The following is a 14525-nucleotide window of genomic DNA, read 5'->3' as shown; positions in this document are numbered from 1 at the left end:
TCCTCTCTTCGCGCCGTGATCGGATAATCCGATTCACGGCGCAGAGAGGAGCTTTTTTGTTTGGCACTTGGAACCTCAGTTCAAAACTCAAGACGGTTCTGACGTATGATCAAACCCGGCCCGTCTATCGCGCGTCCAAGGGTGTGTAGTCGCCAGGGGACTGTCTTGCGCATAGAGCCTTCCAGCACATCGATAGAGAGCGTGGAGGTCTCAGCCTACACAATCCCCACCGATGCACCCGAGGGTGACGGCACGCTGATGTGGGACTCGACGACTCTGATCCTGTGCGAGGTCTCAGCCTCCGGTCGAACGGGCCTCGGATACAGCTACGGCGCAGCGGCCACCGCTCACGCGGCGCATCATCTTGGCTCTAAATGCCTGCACAACCGCTCGCCCCTCGATATCCCGCTCTTGCACGCGTCGATGCTTCAGCAGGCGCGCAACGACGGAAGTTCCGGAATTGCATCGATGGCAATCTCGGCGCTTGACATCGCGCTCTGGGACCTCAAGGCGAAGCTGTTCGATTGCTCTGTCCTCGATCTCCTGGGCGCTGCTCGCGCAAGTGTACCCGCCTACGGAAGCGGCGGCTTCACAACCTACACCAACCAGCAATTAGCTGCACAGATGTCCGGCTGGGCAGCCAGCGGGTTGAAGCGCGTGAAGATGAAGATCGGCCAACATCCAGAAGATGATCCCCAACGCGTGCGCGTGGCTCGCGAAGCAATTGGCCCTGAAGTAGAACTCTTCGTTGACGCGAATGGCGCCTTCAACGCGCGCGAGGCAATTGCATTTGCAGACAAGGTCGATCAGTTTCGCGTCACCTGGTTCGAAGAACCTGTGAGCTCCGATAACCTCAATGGCCTTCGGCGCGTACGTGACCGCGCCCCTGCTGCAATGGAGATTGCCGCTGGCGAGTATGGCTACGACTCTCTCTATTTCCGGCGCATGCTCGAGGCCGAAGCTGTCGACGTCCTTCAACTCGATGCAACCCGCTGCAAAGGATTCACAGGCTTTCTTGAGGGAGCAGCCATCGCCGCCAGCTTTGGATGCCCGACCTCCGCACATTGTGCGCCATCGCTTCACATGCATATCTGCTGCGCGATTCCCGGCGTCCGCCACGTCGAGTATTTTCATGATCACGCGCGCATCGAGCAGATGCTCTTCGACGGCTTCATTGCGCCCGAGCAAGGCGATCTCAAGCCTGATCGATCGCGCCCTGGTCTGGGCCTTGAATTCAAACGCAAAGACGCAGAGCGGTACCTCACATGGAGAAGCAAGTGACCTTCATCCTTACAACCGCTCTTGAGAAGGTCGCTCGAAACAATCTTCCTTTGCCCGCATCTGAGGCGATTACCACTGCCCTTGAGCATCTGCGCCAGGGCTGCTTTCAGCGCAGTCTCTGTCTCGTCGTATCCGCAACCAGCGTTGCCAGCGGGCTTGAAGTCGGATACGAGCACTACAAAGGCAGCTACAGCAATCCGGTGATGTACACGCCAGTGGCGCTGAGCGGCGCGCTCGCGGGCGCCGGCCTGCTCGGCGTATTTAGCAGAAACGCAGCCACCGGCATCCTCCGCTACGTCAGCATCGCAACGCTCGCCGACGGAATCATCGGCTTCTTCTTCCACGTGCGCGGCATCGCGCGCAAGCCCGGAGGGTGGAGCCTTCCCATCACGAACATCGTCATGGGGCCGCCTATCTTCGCGCCGCTCTTGTTCGGCACCAGCGCCTACCTGGGACTGATGGCCTCATACCTCCGCCGCGAAGAAGAACTGGGCCAAACCGAAGACGCTCCCGACGACTCGATGCAGAGCGAACGCCCCGATTGGCGAACCGAACTCCGCTACGGCAAATTTCAAAAGCATCTCTCGGCCGTCACGGCCGCATGGGCATTCTTCAGCGGCTTTGAAGCACTCTACTCGCATTACAAAACGAACTTCCGCTACAAGGCTCAATGGACTCCGGTCCTGCTGACGCCGATTCTGATGGCAGCAGCTATCGGAGCGATCAAGAGCCGGCGCATCGCGAACACGGCTCTTCCCGCTACTTCCACACTCGCCCTCGCCAACGGTGGTGTCGGCTTCTTCTATCACGCGCGCGGCATCGTGCGGCGGCCAGGCGGGGTCAAGAAGCCCATCTACAACATCCTTTACGGTCCTCCCATTTTTGCGCCGCTCCTGTTCGCTGCATGCGGATTTCTCGGCATCATGGCCAGTCTGCTCCGGAGAGAAACTCGATGACGAAGAAATCCTTTCCGTTCCGCGCCACAGGCGGCGAGATCAGAGCTCTTCAGCAGCCCGGCTACTACGCCGGCTACAGCACTCTAGCGCAGCAGCGGAAGTGGGATGACGCAACGCGCGAAACCGTGACCAGTCGCGTGATGAAGACGCCGCCCATCCGCTTCTTCTCGCCGCAGGAAGCCGCACTACTCGGAGCAATCATCGATCGCGTCCTGCCGCAGGACGATCGCGCTGAGGCGCACACAGTTCCGATTCTCCCTGCTCTCGACCAGCGGCTCTTCAACAACGAGCTCAGCGGCTTTCGTTATGAAGACATGCCGCCCGATCAGGAAGCCTACAAGCTTGCCATCGAGGCCATCGACGCAATGGCCCAGCAACGTTTCGGCCAGGCCTTCATCGATCTCACCGTGCATCGGCAGGAGCTGATCCTCAAGTCATTGCACGACGGTCACCCCGATCCCGATCACGCAGCGTGGCATCGCATGCCCGTACATCGCTTCTGGGCCATGCTGATGGAAGACTGCGTCACCGCCTACTATGCGCACCCGTGGGCCTGGGATGAGATCGGCTTCGGCGGCCCTGCATATCCGCGCGGTTACATGCGCCTCGAGAACGGCCTGCCCGAGCCGTGGGAGAAGGACGAACAGCGCTATGAATGGAACGTGCCCGCAGACTCGGTGTCGGAACTCGACGAAGAGGGTGCCCCCCCTGAGTACGGCTCGCTGCATGGTCATGGAGGCAGTCACTGATGCCTCATCGCCTCGGGCCCATGCAGACGCTTCCATCACCAATGCGTCGTTTCGATGAAGGCGAGACCGTCGACTACTGCATCGTCGGCGTGGGAAGCGCCGGAGGAGTGCTGGTGCAGCGACTCGCGCGCGCGGGCTTTCGCGTTGTCGCGCTCGAAGCCGGCCCCTTCTGGGACACCGAAAAAGACTGGGTTAGCGACGAAAAGGGCTCGCGCGAGCTCTACTGGAACGACCTGCGCATCACCGGCGGAAAGCACCCGCTCGCCTTGGGTTCCAACAACAGCGGCAAGGGTGTCGGCGGAGGCTCAGTGCACTGGGCCGCTTTCACGCCCCGATTTCATCCCTCCGATTTCCGCGTCTACACGCAGGACGGCGTTGGCGTCGATTGGCCGATGTCCTACTGGGATCTGAAACCCTACTACGAACTGCTCGAACGCGAAATCCCTGTCGCAGGCCCTGCCTGGTTTCCCTGGGGCGATCCGCACGGCCACCCCTATGGTCCGCATCCACTCGGCGGTGTGGGCGACGTGCTCGTACGCGGTTGCACTTCGCTTGGCATCCGCACAGTTGCAGGCGGCCCGGTTGCGATTCTCTCCGCATCGCATGGCGACAGGCCGCATTGCATCTATCGCGGCTTCTGCCTGCAGGGATGCAAGGTTGGAGCCAAGGCCAGCACGCTGATCACGCACGTGCCCGACGCCATCTCTGGCGGCGCAGAGATCCGAGCCCACTCAATGGCTTCGCGCATCAGTCTTCGCAGCGACGGCCGCGTTGACGGCGTCATCTACTTCGATCGCGAAGGTCGCGAACACTTCCAGCGCGCCCGCGCAGTCATTGTCAGCGGATATGCGATCGAAACGCCGCGCCTGCTGTTGAACTCCGTCTGTCCTGCGCACCCGCATGGCCTCGCCAACTCAAGCCGAACGCTCGGCAAATATCTTATGGCGCAAGCGGGCAACGTCGTAGCCGGCAGGTTCGATGAGCTTATTCGTCTCTACAAAGCGCCACCCGCGCATGCGCTCTCAGAGGAGTTCTACGAAACCGACCCGCGCCGCGGATTCGCCCGCGGCTTCGCGATTCAAACCGTCGGCCCGCTTCCCGTCGCCTTTGCCAAGCAGATGGTGGCCGCCATGGGCGCGTGGGGCTGGGGCATGCGCCGCGTCATGATGGATTACAACCACTGGGCGACTCTCGGCGTGCTCGGCGAGATCCTTCCCTGGGAAGACAATCGCGTCGAACTCGCCGAAGAAAAGGACCAGCACGGAATACCCGTCGCAAAGGTCACATTCAACCTTCACGACAACGACGAGAAGCTGATTGAGTTCGGCAAGAACAAGGTGATGGAGGTCATGTGGGCCGCAGGCGCCAAGCAGGTAGTGCAAGAGTCGCGCTTTGCACATCTGGTCGGCGCCGTACGTATGGGCAGCGATCCTTCCTCATCGGTCGTCGACAAATTCGGACGCACTCACGACATCCCGAATCTCTTCGTCTGCGACGGCAGCATTCTCCCCACCCAAGGCTCGGCCAATCCCGGCCTCACCATACAAGCACTCGCCGCAAGAACCGCCGACTATCTAATCAAACAGGGCACAGCGATCTTCTCCTCGAATCAGCGCGACCTGACCGAACCCGGCATTCGCTACGACCTGAGTCCACCCTACACAAAATTCAAGGGCAATCCGCGCATCACCTGAGTCGGCTAAAACAACTTCGAGCTATCCAGGAGCACAGTCACCGGCCCCTCGTTCACTAGCGACACCGACATCATCGCCTGGAACTGGCCCGTCTCGCACCGCAGACCACGCCGGCGAATCTCCGCAACGAAGTATTCGTAGAGTTCCCGAGCGCGCTCCGGCCGCGCGGCATCGTCGAATGAGGGCCGCTTGCCACGCCGCACATCCCCATACAACGTGAATTGCGAAACGGCGAGAACCGCGCCGCCCGCATCCGCCACGTTCCGGTTCATCTTGCCATCGCCGTCTTCAAAGATGCGCAGTCCGGCGATCTTCTCTGCAAGGTAGTCAGCGTCGCCGTTCGTATCGCTCGTGGAAACACCAAGCAGCACCAGCAGGCCCGACCCAATTTCGCCAACCGCCTGGCCGTCCACCACCACAGAAGCTTTGGACACACGTTGTACCACGGCACGCATTGTGCTCCAGCTTAGCAGCCTCGTTCTGCCCCAAAGAAAAACGGGAGCAGACCGTGAAGTCTTCTGCTCCCGTTCCCGTCGTCGTCGTCCTGGTAGTTACGTTGTAGCTATGAGCACCCGGAAGTCGACCCGCAGCTCATGCATCGATAGCAGCTTCCGTTGCGCACCATGATTGCCCCGCACACTCCGCAGCTCGGCGCATCACCCATGTCGTACAGGTCACGCATCGCATCCGAAGCGTGGTAGATCCCGCGATCCTTCAACTCCGGAACTTCCGCTGCCGCGCTCGACCCGTGCATCTCCGGCGCAATCCCGCCCGCCGGAGACGACGTGCTTCCCATCCCCTGCACCGGTGATTGCACACCCACCTCGTTCAGCTTGCGCGCAACCTCCTCAGCCAGCCGCGAAAGTTGATCCTGCGGAATCGCGCTTTCGTCTTCGATTTCCGCATTGCTCAGCAGCGTCGGCGAAGCAGGAAGCTGCGGTGCCTGCGGTGCGAGTCCTTGGAACAGCGTGAGCTGCGTGCCCGACAGGAAGCGCAGGCTCAGCCAGCGGAAGATGTAATCCATCAGGCTCTTTGCGTAGCCAATCTGCTCGTTGCCCGTCCAGCCGCTCGGCTCAAACCGCGTGTGCGCAAACTTCTCGCACAGCGTGCGGAGCTGAACACCGTGCTGCAACGCCAGCGAAATCGCCGTTGCGAACGAGTCCATCAGGCCGGAGACAGTCGAGCCTTCCTTCGCCATCTTGATGAAGATCTCGCCTGGCTGCCCGTTAGGATAGAGTCCCACCGTGATATAGCCCTCGTGCCCGGCAATCGAGAACTTGTGCGTCACTGATGCGCGCTCCTCTTGCAGCCGGTGTCGCACTGCCCTCGGAGGCGCATTCAAATCCTGCTGCTCTGGTGTCGGCGTCATCGGAACCGGGTTCACCTTGATCACCGGGACCGACGCCGCCTTCGCGATCTCATCCATCGACTTCTGGAACGCGGTGGCAGCCGCGATCACCTGCTTCGCCGTCACTTCCAGCTTGTCGCCGATCTTCGCTTCCAGCGTCTTCACATCCGCGTCAGCCGCAACCCGGCCAGCCGCGATGTCGCTCAGCATGCGCGCTGCTACCACATCCAGAGCTGAAGGCTCCTTCTTCGTGTCGAGGCTCGTGTTCAGCGGCTGAGTGCCCTTCGAGCCGTCGCGATAAATCGCCACTGCCTTGATGCCCCGCCGCCAGCTCTCCGCGTACGCCTCGGCCACGTCATCAATCGACGCCTCATGCGGCAGGTTCACCGTCTTTGAAATCGCGCCCGACAGGAACGGCTGCGTCGCCGACATCATCTTGATGTGGCCCATGTAATGAATCGACCGCGTGCCCTTCGCCGGCTTGAAGCTGCAATCGAACACCGCCAGGTGCTCCGGCTTGATCCCCGGCGCGCCTTCAATCGTGCCCGTCGCATCAATGTAGCTCACGATCGCGTTCACTTCCTCGTCCTTGTAGCCAAGCTTGAACAGCGCCGCCGGAACCGTGTTGTTCACGATCTTGATCATGCCGCCGCCCACCAGCTTCTTGTACTTCACCAGCGCCAGGTCCGGCTCAATGCCAGTCGTGTCGCAATCCATCATGAAGCCGATCGTGCCCGTCGGCGCCAGCACCGTCACCTGCGAGTTGCGATAGCCGTGCCGCTCACCATAAAGGAGCGCCATGTCCCAGCACTCGCGGCTCGCATCCAGCAGCGCATCCAGCTGCGGCACCACAAACGGCTCCGTGCTCCCCTTAGACTTGCCAATGTTGTTCACTTCCGCGCGATGCATGCGGATCACATCCAGGAACGGCTCGCGGTTCACATAGAAGCCGGGGCACGCGCCGCCCTGCCGCTCCACGCTGGCCGTCAGAGTCGTTGCCGAAGCCAGTGGCTTGCACGAGCCCGCAATAATCGCCGACTGCAGATACGACTGACCACACATGATCGCCGTCAGTGCCGCGGCCAGATCGCGTCCCGCCTCGGAGTCATACGGCAATCCGAACGCCATCAACAGCGCGCCCAGGTTCGCATAGCCCAGTCCCAGCGGCCGATAGTCATGCGAGTTCTTCGCAATCGACTCCGTCGGGTATCCCGAGTTGTCCACCAGGATATCCATCGCCGTGATCATCACCGACACACCATGCCGGTACGCCTGAATATCAAACTGCCCCGCCGCATTCACGAACTTCAGCAGGTTGAAGCTCGCCAGGTTGCACGCCGAGTTATCCAGGAACATGTACTCCGAGCACGGATTCGACGCATTAATCCGCGCCGTGTTCTTGCTCGTGTGCCACTTGTTGATCGTCGTATCGAACTGCAGTCCCGGATCGCCGCACTCCCACGTGGCCTTCGCGATCTTCTGCATAATGTCGCGCGCCTTGTAGGTCTGCACAGGCTTCTTTTCCTTCACCGTACGCGTCTGGAAATCCCCATCTGCTTCGTACGCACGCATGAACTCGTCGCTCACGCGCACTGAGTTGTTTGCGTTCTGGAAGAAGATCGACGAATACGCCTCCGAGTCCGGCCCCGATCCGTCATAGCCCTGTCTGATCAGCGCGAAGGCCTTGGCCTCTTCCTTTGCCTTGCACTCAATGAAGTCGATGATGTCCGGATGTTCGACATTCAGGATCACCATCTTTGCCGCGCGCCGCGTCTTGCCGCCGCTCTTGATCACGCCGGCAAACGCATCGAATCCGCGCATGAAGCTCAACGGCCCTGACGCCTCGCCGCCGCCCGAAAGCGTCTCCTTCGATCCGCGGATCGTCGACAGGTTCGTCCCCGTGCCCGATCCCCACTTGAACAGCATGCCTTCCGTCTTCGCTAACGTCAGAATCGAGTCCAGCGAGTCCTCAACGGCATTGATGAAGCAGGCCGAGCACTGCGGATTCTTGTAGCCCGTCGGCTCGAACTTCACGCATCCCGTCGCCGGATCCCAATGCCAGCTATAACCCTCCGCATTGGGCTCCAGCCGGTCGCACCCCACGTTGAACCACACCGGTGAATTAAACGCCACCTTCTGCGACAGCAGCATGTGCGCCAGTTCGTCATAGAAGACCGCCGCGTCTTCAGCCGTCGCAAAGTATCCGCCCTCGATGCCCCAGTCCCGCACCGTCTCCGCCACGCGCCCCACCAGCGCCCGCACGCCGCTCTCGCGCTCCAGCGTGTTCATCTGCCCATGCAGATACTTCGAAGCCACGATATTCGTGGCCGTCATCGACCAGTCGATGGGCACTTCCACGTCCTTCTGCTCGAAGATCGTGTTGCCCTTGCTGTCGGTAATCAGCGCGGTGCGCTTCTCCCATTGCACTTCGTCATAGGGCGAAATGCCTGGCCGCGTAAACCGGCGGGCAAATTTCAATCCGCCGTGGATCGCAGTGCTCGTATCTGTGGTGGTCGTAGACGTTTGTACATGGGCCTCGTTCATGGGGGGTCTCCTTAGTCGGCGGAAGCGGATAAGATTCCTCAATCAAAAACCTCGGGTGTGAACCCGCGAAATATTTCGTACAGAAAGAATCCGGGCAAAAACAAATGAGTGCGAATTGTGATCCGATTTGCGGCGTTTATCAGCGCTTTCAAGCCGTCTTTACGCTGAGTCCGTTTAATGATCCTTTTACAGCCGCAGATGAAAAAATACCGCTGTCTATGGTGCGTGTCAACACCAAACCACAATATCTTGTGTTTTGATTGCGTTTGATGGATCCGAGGCTCAAAACCCCAGCATTTGCCCTGTGGAAAGTGCAAATCGCCAGTGGCAGCGCGAAGTCCGGCCCCTCAAATGCCCAGATACCCACCCGTCGCTTCCCATCTCGCCGGCGGCCCTGCATCCACCGGCACTTCGACCCTTCCAGCCTATGCCGCACGCCGTCCCGCCACAAGGCCGCAACCCGGTGGAAATAAAGGCCAAACCTGTGCAGATGTGGACAACCGGTGACGTAATTCGCCTTCGGGAATCAGCCCGTTCCGGAACGAAGAAGAATCAGTCCCCGGAGATGCCTCGAAAGTGGTAGACAATTTGTCAAACAATGAGAACGTTAGCCATTTTTGCGGCCTTGATTCTGCTCCTGCCTTGCGGAGCCAGACGCGCCAGACCCTGACTACCATCACCATCGTCAAACCAACTGTCATCGCATTCTTTGACGGTAGGTCGAATGCCGCACCTGAGGAATCCGACGCACTCAGCGACTTCGTGTTCTACGCCGGCCAGGTTGGCCCCACACTGCAGCGGGCCGGCATAGAATTCCGGGAGTTGGACGGAAGCTTCTTTCGCGTCCAAAAAGGCAAGCGCACGCTAACTTTTCGGGCCGGTCCAATCAAGGTAGGCTACTACCTCATCGCACCCGGCCAAGAGCCGCACATCGAATACGGCGTCATGACCGACGAGGATCTCGCAGAAGTGGCCGCAGGATATTTCGGTGTCACCGTTTCGACCGTGGTTCTCCAGGCCCAGCCCCTCTCTGAACCTGGAACTGCCTCAAGCGATGATCCCGGATGGCCTAGGGCAGAATGACAAGCTCCGGCTTGCTGCCACCGCTCATGCCGAAGACCGCGCCTGAGTAGAACGCGCCTGCGTCGTATTTGTAGCAGCCGGGGGTTTGTGCCTTTACCGTTACCGGCTTGCTTCCGCCACCCACAATCGGATCATCCGGAGTAAAGGGCGAATCTGTCCCGAAGTAAACGGAGAAGCCGGTGTTCTTGCTAGAGGTCATCCACACGACCTCAGTGCCGGCCTTTACGCAGAAGAACTGATTGCTCTTTGCGTTGGGAACTCCCGGTTTGACGCTCGCACCACCCCCCGATCGCCGGATGTCGATCTTGCAGGACTCGGATGCCGATCCGCAGGTATTGGCGGCCGTGCACAGGTCCGCCGGTTGCGGTTCATCACAGATGTACTTGCTCTTCGCCTGGGTCAAGGTACTGCCCATCAGCACGAAAGCTATCACCAGCGCGACTCTGCACGAATGCAGCTGCTTTCTCATGGATCGATTCCTCGCAGGACTTGTGAACCACCGTTTGAAGACGCGAACAGGAAGGACTTACTTCTCCTTCTCCTTATCCCCGCCCGGCCACACAATAATGTTGTTGAGCTTCCAGGGGTTCATTCTCAGATCCCACTGTGGCTCGCCATCCTTGTTGATGGTGAGCTGAGTTGCTGGGTAGAGGACGCCGCCGCTCTTGCCCTTGTCCTGATCGTCGATAACGATTTCGCCCGCCGTCAGATTGAAAGACTTCGATTGGGTGGACCAGTAGGCTTCCCCGAAAGCAATCTTGCGGTTCGTGATGAAACGGATCGACCGTCCTGTAGGAGTCTTGATCTCGCGGATATAGGAGACGTCGAAACCCAGGGTCCCCGGTATTGTGATCCGGCCCACTGCCTTCATCTTCTCAAGTGCGTTGCACAGGCCATCGTTCTGACCCTTCTGAAACGATTCGACCAGAATCTGTCTGTCTTCCGCAGTGGAATACTCATAGATGATTAGCCTGATCGTGCCATTTTGCCCCAACTGGGTGCTCGTGCCATAGGCTTGGGCGTCGATCGTTTCATACTTTTCGCGCGCAAATCCAGGAACGGCTGTCATAGCCACGACTAACGCAACGGCAGTACTCACCTTCCAATACTTGGATATAAAATTCACTTGCCCTCCATTGCACTCGATTCAACGCTGAGTGACTTCGCAGCAGCGGTTGACGGCGCCTTGCAGGGACAAGGCCACGCATTTCACCCGTGTCCCCACGCGGTGATCAATTTAATGAGAATCAATGCCGGAGGGGCACTGCCAGAATTACTAGACCAGTTGGTCAGGGATATGCGGCCCCCTGTCCCACCTTCCTGATCCCTGTTCCCTGTTGCCTGTTCCCTGCCTCTAGGGTTCCCGAATCTCACTCGACGTCCCGCCCGCCGCCGGCACGTAGCACTTCATGCTGTAATCCATCACCATGCGATCGGCGTTGAACCGCCACCCCAGCGTCCGGATCGTCCGCTTCATCCGCTGGATCCATCCCCGCGGCAGCCCATCGCGATCTCTCTGGTAGTAGAGCGGAATCACTTCCTCATCCAGCACGCGATACAGATCGTCGCCATCGCGCCGGTCATGGACATCCATATTCGAGTGCGTGCGGCCCTTCCCAATCGCAAACCCGTTCAGGCCGTCGTATGCCTCGGCCCACCACCCGTCCAGCACTGACAGGTTCAGCCCGCCGTTCAGCACCACCTTCTGCCCGCTCGTCCCCGATGCCTCCAGCGGCCGCCGCGGATTATTCAGCCACACATCGACTCCCTGCACCAGGTGCCGCCCCACGTTGATGTCGTAGTCCTCAATGAACACGAACTTGTCTCCCAGATCCGCATCCCTCATCAGCCGCGCAATCTCCTGCAGCACCGTCTTCCCCGGCACATCGTGCGGATGCGCCTTGCCCGCAAACACAAACTGCACCGGCCGCTTCGGATCGTTCACCATCCCTGCCAGCCGCTCAATATCCTTGAGAATCAGATTCGCCCGCTTGTACGTAGCAAACCGCCGCGCGAATCCGATCGTGAGTGCATCCTGTGTCAGCACCTTGCCTAGCCGCTGGATCGCCTCTTGCGCCTCGCCGCGGAACGCCGCCTGCTCCTTCGCCCTCTGCCGCGCAAATTCGATCAACTGCGCCTTCAGGCTCAGGTGCGTCTCCCACAACTCGCCGTCATCCACCTTCTCGATCTCGGCCCACGTATGCTTGTCCCCGCTGCGGAACCCCCATCCCACGCCCAGATGCCGGTCATACAACCGCCGCATCTGCGGAGCCAGCCACGACGGCACATGCACTCCATTCGTAATGTGCCCAATTGGCACCGCATCCTCCGGCTTGCCCGGATACATCTTCCACCACATCTCGCGCGAAACCTCACCGTGCAGCGCCGACACCGCATTCGCCCGCCGCGACAGCTTCAGCCCCAGCACCGTCATGCAGAACGTCTCGGCATCGTCGTTCGAATACACGCGCCCAAAGCCCATCAGGTTTTCCTGCGAAAGCCCCAGCTCATCGCGCAGCGGCCCCAGGTGCTCTTCAATCAGGTCTGCCGGGAAGCGGTCATGCCCCGCCGGCACCGGCGTGTGCGTCGTGAACACCACTTCGCGTGCCACGTGGCTCGCCGCAGTCTTGAAGTCCACGCCCTCGTCTTCCATGCGGCACCGGATTGCTTCCAGCACGACAAACGCGCTGTGCCCCTCATTCAGGTGCAGCACACCCGGAGAGATCCCCATGGCCCGAAGCGCGCGATGGCCTCCCACGCCCAGCAGCAGTTCCTGCCGGATGCGCGTCCTTCCATCGCCGCCATAGAGCCGCGACGTCAGCTCGCGATCCTCCGGCGCGTTGCCTTCCACGTTCGAGTCCAGCAGCAGCAGATCGCAGCGCCCCACCTTGATCCGCCACACCTTCGAGTGGATCGACCCCGACCGCGTGGCAATCTCCACCGTTACCGGCTCACCGTTCTCGCCAATCGCAATCTGCATCGGCCGCGTGCCCACGTCCGTCGCAATGTAGTCCTCGTGCTGCCAGCCATCCGCGTCCAGCCGCTGCAGGAAATACCCCTGCCCATAGAACAGCCCCACGCCCACCAGCGGAATATCCAGATCCGATGCACTCTTGATGTGATCGCCGGCCAGCACGCCCAATCCGCCCGAATAAATCGGCAGCGACTCATGCAGCCCGAACTCCGCCGAAAAATACGCCACCGGCCGCGGCCGCAACACGCCTGCATTGTTCGCGCCCCACGTCCGGTCCGCGTTCAGATACTCCTGCTGCCGCCGATAGCAGTAGTTGATCCTGCTGTGCAGCCCGAGTTCCGACGCCCGCCGCTCCAGCTCGCGCAGCGGAGTCTCCTTCAGCAGTGCAATTGGATTCTGGTTCAACTGCCGCCACCGTATCGGATTCAAATCGTTGAACAAACTGATGCACTCCGGATCCCAGCTCCACCAGATGTTGTTCGCTAGCGCCCATAACCGTTCCTGCGCCGGCGCGATAAACCGGTCCAGCGTGCGCGCCTCGCTCACCGCAGGAGCCACCTCGCTTGCCGCATCCGCCAGCTACTGGATCTCTTCGTCCCCAAATGTCCGGGCTTCCTTCGTCTGCACCACCAGCACGCCCTGCAGCACTCCGCGATCGATCAGCGGCACTCCCAGGAACGACCGGTACTCCTCCTCGCCCGACTCCTTGAAGTACTTGAACCGCGGATGATTCCGCGCATCCGGCACGGCCACCGGCATCACATGCTCCGCCACCAGCCCCGCCAGGCCCTCGTGCAGCGGCATGCGCAGAGTTCCAATGCACCGCGGATGCAGCCCCACCGTCGCCGCCATCACCAAATTCGACCGGTCCGGCTCCAGCAGATACGTCGAGCACACGTCCGTGTTGAACCGCGACGCAATCAGCGCCACCACGTTCATCAGCGTATCCGCGGGCTTGCCCTCCTCATACAAGCTCGCAATTTCATCCACGCCCAGCACCCGGGCGGCTTCCCTGGATTCGTAAGACTGCTGCATAAGGACCCCTCCATGACCGATAAAGACACGTACACCGGCCTCGAAATCAACGAAGCTGGAAAAAACTAAGAGCACCCGGGGATTGGAAAAGCGCAGGACCTGTAACGAGGCTGTTTAATGGCTGCCAGTAGTGCCTGATCATACACCGATTCGCATGCTGTTAACGTGGAGATATGCCCGAAACTCACGCCATCCTCACGAGCTGGCAGCCCGTTCCCCTGCCCCGCCGCGAGCCCATGCAGGGCCGCACCGTCACACTTGAGCCTCTCGACGCATCACGTCACGCGGCGGCCCTCTGGAACGCCGTGCGGGACCACGACGAGGTATGGCAGTGGCTCTTCGAAGGCCCCTACGCCAACGAAGCCGCCTTCACGGCCGACATCGAGGCCAAGCAGCGCGCGACGGACCGCATCTACTACGCCATCATTCCCGCCACCACAGGAACCGCCGCCGGCTTCGCCAGCTATCTGCGCATGGAACCGACTCACGGCGTCATCGAAGTCGGCAACATCCTGCTCTCGCCCGCGCTGCAGCGCACCACCGCCGCCACGGAAGCCATGTACCTCATGGGCCGCCACATCTTCGATCTCGGCTACCGCCGCTATGAATGGAAATGCAACGCGCTGAACGAGCCGAGTCGCCGCGCCGCCCAGCGCCTCGGCTTCACCTTTGAAGGCATCTTCCGCCAGCACATGGTCGTCAAAGGCCGCAACCGCAACACCGCCTGGTTCGCCATGCTCGACCACGAATGGCCCGCAAGAAAGCAGGCCTTCGAATCGTGGCTCGATGTCCGCAACTTCGACTCAAACGGCAGTCAGCACCAAGGCTTGCTAGCGGTGGCCAGCGGCCTCGACGTGTAGA

12 protein-coding genes are annotated in these 14525 nt (G+C 60.5%); 6 read left to right on the top strand and 6 right to left on the bottom strand.

Translation table 11 applies throughout. From position 1 onward, the window contains the following. Nucleotides 1-165 precede the first annotated feature (165 nt). The 4 genes from MOP44_RS11455 to MOP44_RS11440 are packed head-to-tail and all read left to right on the top strand — an operon-like array spanning nt 166 to nt 4680. Nucleotides 166-1281: an enolase C-terminal domain-like protein gene (locus MOP44_RS11455; protein ID WP_260796169.1), complete on the top strand. Its 1116-nt coding sequence runs from the start codon at nt 166-168 to the stop codon at nt 1279-1281. Further along, the gene (locus MOP44_RS11450) at nt 1278-2237 is read left to right on the top strand and encodes a hypothetical protein (protein WP_260796168.1); all 960 of its coding nucleotides are present in this window, start codon (nt 1278-1280) and stop codon (nt 2235-2237) included. The genes MOP44_RS11455 and MOP44_RS11450 overlap by 4 nt, the downstream gene beginning before the upstream one ends. Beyond that, nucleotides 2234-2986: a gluconate 2-dehydrogenase subunit 3 family protein gene (locus MOP44_RS11445; RefSeq protein ID WP_260796167.1), complete on the top strand. Its 753-nt coding sequence runs from the start codon at nt 2234-2236 to the stop codon at nt 2984-2986. Before MOP44_RS11450 ends, MOP44_RS11445 begins: the two co-directional genes overlap by 4 nt. Before the next feature lie 41 nt (nt 2987-3027). After that, nucleotides 3028-4680 carry a GMC family oxidoreductase gene (locus tag MOP44_RS11440; protein ID WP_260796166.1) on the top strand — a complete coding sequence of 551 codons (1653 nt, stop codon included), beginning with the start codon at nt 3028-3030 and terminating at the stop codon, nt 4678-4680. A gap of 5 nt (nt 4681-4685) precedes the next feature. On the opposite strand, the gene dtd is transcribed toward MOP44_RS11440, so the two are convergent. Together dtd and MOP44_RS11430 are read right to left on the bottom strand one after the other, a co-directional pair. Next, complete coding sequence (dtd, locus tag MOP44_RS11435) at nt 4686-5135, bottom strand: D-aminoacyl-tRNA deacylase (RefSeq protein WP_260796165.1); 450 nt, start codon at nt 5133-5135, stop codon at nt 4686-4688. A gap of 107 nt (nt 5136-5242) precedes the next feature. Further along, nucleotides 5243-8572, bottom strand: a complete 3330-nt coding sequence (locus tag MOP44_RS11430) for a vitamin B12-dependent ribonucleotide reductase (RefSeq protein WP_260796164.1) — start codon at nt 8570-8572, stop codon at nt 5243-5245. A gap of 642 nt (nt 8573-9214) precedes the next feature. On the opposite strand from MOP44_RS11430, the gene MOP44_RS11425 reads away from it, so the two are divergent. Next, on the top strand, nt 9215-9655 hold the full coding sequence (locus MOP44_RS11425; protein ID WP_260796163.1) for a hypothetical protein: 441 nt from the start codon (nt 9215-9217) through the stop codon (nt 9653-9655). Here the strand turns inward: MOP44_RS11425 and MOP44_RS11420 are convergent. The 4 genes from MOP44_RS11420 to MOP44_RS11405 form a co-directional block, all read right to left on the bottom strand. After that, nucleotides 9642-10124 carry a hypothetical protein gene (locus MOP44_RS11420; protein WP_260796162.1) on the bottom strand — a complete coding sequence of 161 codons (483 nt, stop codon included), beginning with the start codon at nt 10122-10124 and terminating at the stop codon, nt 9642-9644. The two genes, MOP44_RS11425 and MOP44_RS11420, sit on opposite strands and share 14 nt — an antisense overlap. Nucleotides 10125-10181: 57 nt before the next feature. Beyond that, complete coding sequence (locus MOP44_RS11415) at nt 10182-10781, bottom strand: hypothetical protein (protein WP_260796161.1); 600 nt, start codon at nt 10779-10781, stop codon at nt 10182-10184. A 228-nt stretch (nt 10782-11009) separates the two neighbouring features. Further along, nucleotides 11010-13175 (bottom strand): alpha-glucan family phosphorylase, encoded by a 2166-nt coding sequence (gene glgP / locus MOP44_RS11410; RefSeq protein WP_260796160.1) that lies wholly within the window; start codon nt 13173-13175, stop codon nt 11010-11012. A gap of 33 nt (nt 13176-13208) precedes the next feature. After that, the gene (locus MOP44_RS11405; RefSeq protein ID WP_260796159.1) at nt 13209-13664 is read right to left on the bottom strand and encodes a GAF domain-containing protein; all 456 of its coding nucleotides are present in this window, start codon (nt 13662-13664) and stop codon (nt 13209-13211) included. A gap of 173 nt (nt 13665-13837) precedes the next feature. Here MOP44_RS11405 and MOP44_RS11400 point away from each other — a divergent pair, with 173 nt between their 5' ends. Continuing rightward, nucleotides 13838-14524, top strand: a complete 687-nt coding sequence (locus MOP44_RS11400) for a GNAT family N-acetyltransferase (RefSeq protein ID WP_260796158.1) — start codon at nt 13838-13840, stop codon at nt 14522-14524. Nucleotide 14525: the final 1 nt, after the last annotated feature.

This window comes from Occallatibacter riparius, from assembly GCF_025264625.1.
Lineage (GTDB): Bacteria > Acidobacteriota > Terriglobia > Terriglobales > Acidobacteriaceae > Telmatobacter > Telmatobacter riparius.
This window is presented reverse-complemented; position numbering and strand designations above follow the sequence as displayed.

Excerpts from the sequence above, each read along its gene's own strand:
- MOP44_RS11445 (WP_260796167.1), top strand. The coding sequence starts at position 2,234 with ATGACGAAGAAATCCTTTCCGTTCCGCGCCACAGGCGGCGAGATCAGA.
- MOP44_RS11440 (WP_260796166.1), top strand. The coding sequence starts at position 3,028 with ATGCGTCGTTTCGATGAAGGCGAGACCGTCGACTACTGCATCGTCGGC.
- dtd (WP_260796165.1), bottom strand. The coding sequence starts at position 5,135 with ATGCGTGCCGTGGTACAACGTGTGTCCAAAGCTTCTGTGGTGGTGGAC.
- MOP44_RS11430 (WP_260796164.1), bottom strand. The coding sequence starts at position 8,572 with ATGAACGAGGCCCATGTACAAACGTCTACGACCACCACAGATACGAGC.
- MOP44_RS11420 (WP_260796162.1), bottom strand. The coding sequence starts at position 10,124 with ATGAGAAAGCAGCTGCATTCGTGCAGAGTCGCGCTGGTGATAGCTTTC.
- MOP44_RS11405 (WP_260796159.1), bottom strand. The coding sequence starts at position 13,664 with ATGCAGCAGTCTTACGAATCCAGGGAAGCCGCCCGGGTGCTGGGCGTG.
- MOP44_RS11400 (WP_260796158.1), top strand. The coding sequence starts at position 13,838 with ATGCCCGAAACTCACGCCATCCTCACGAGCTGGCAGCCCGTTCCCCTG.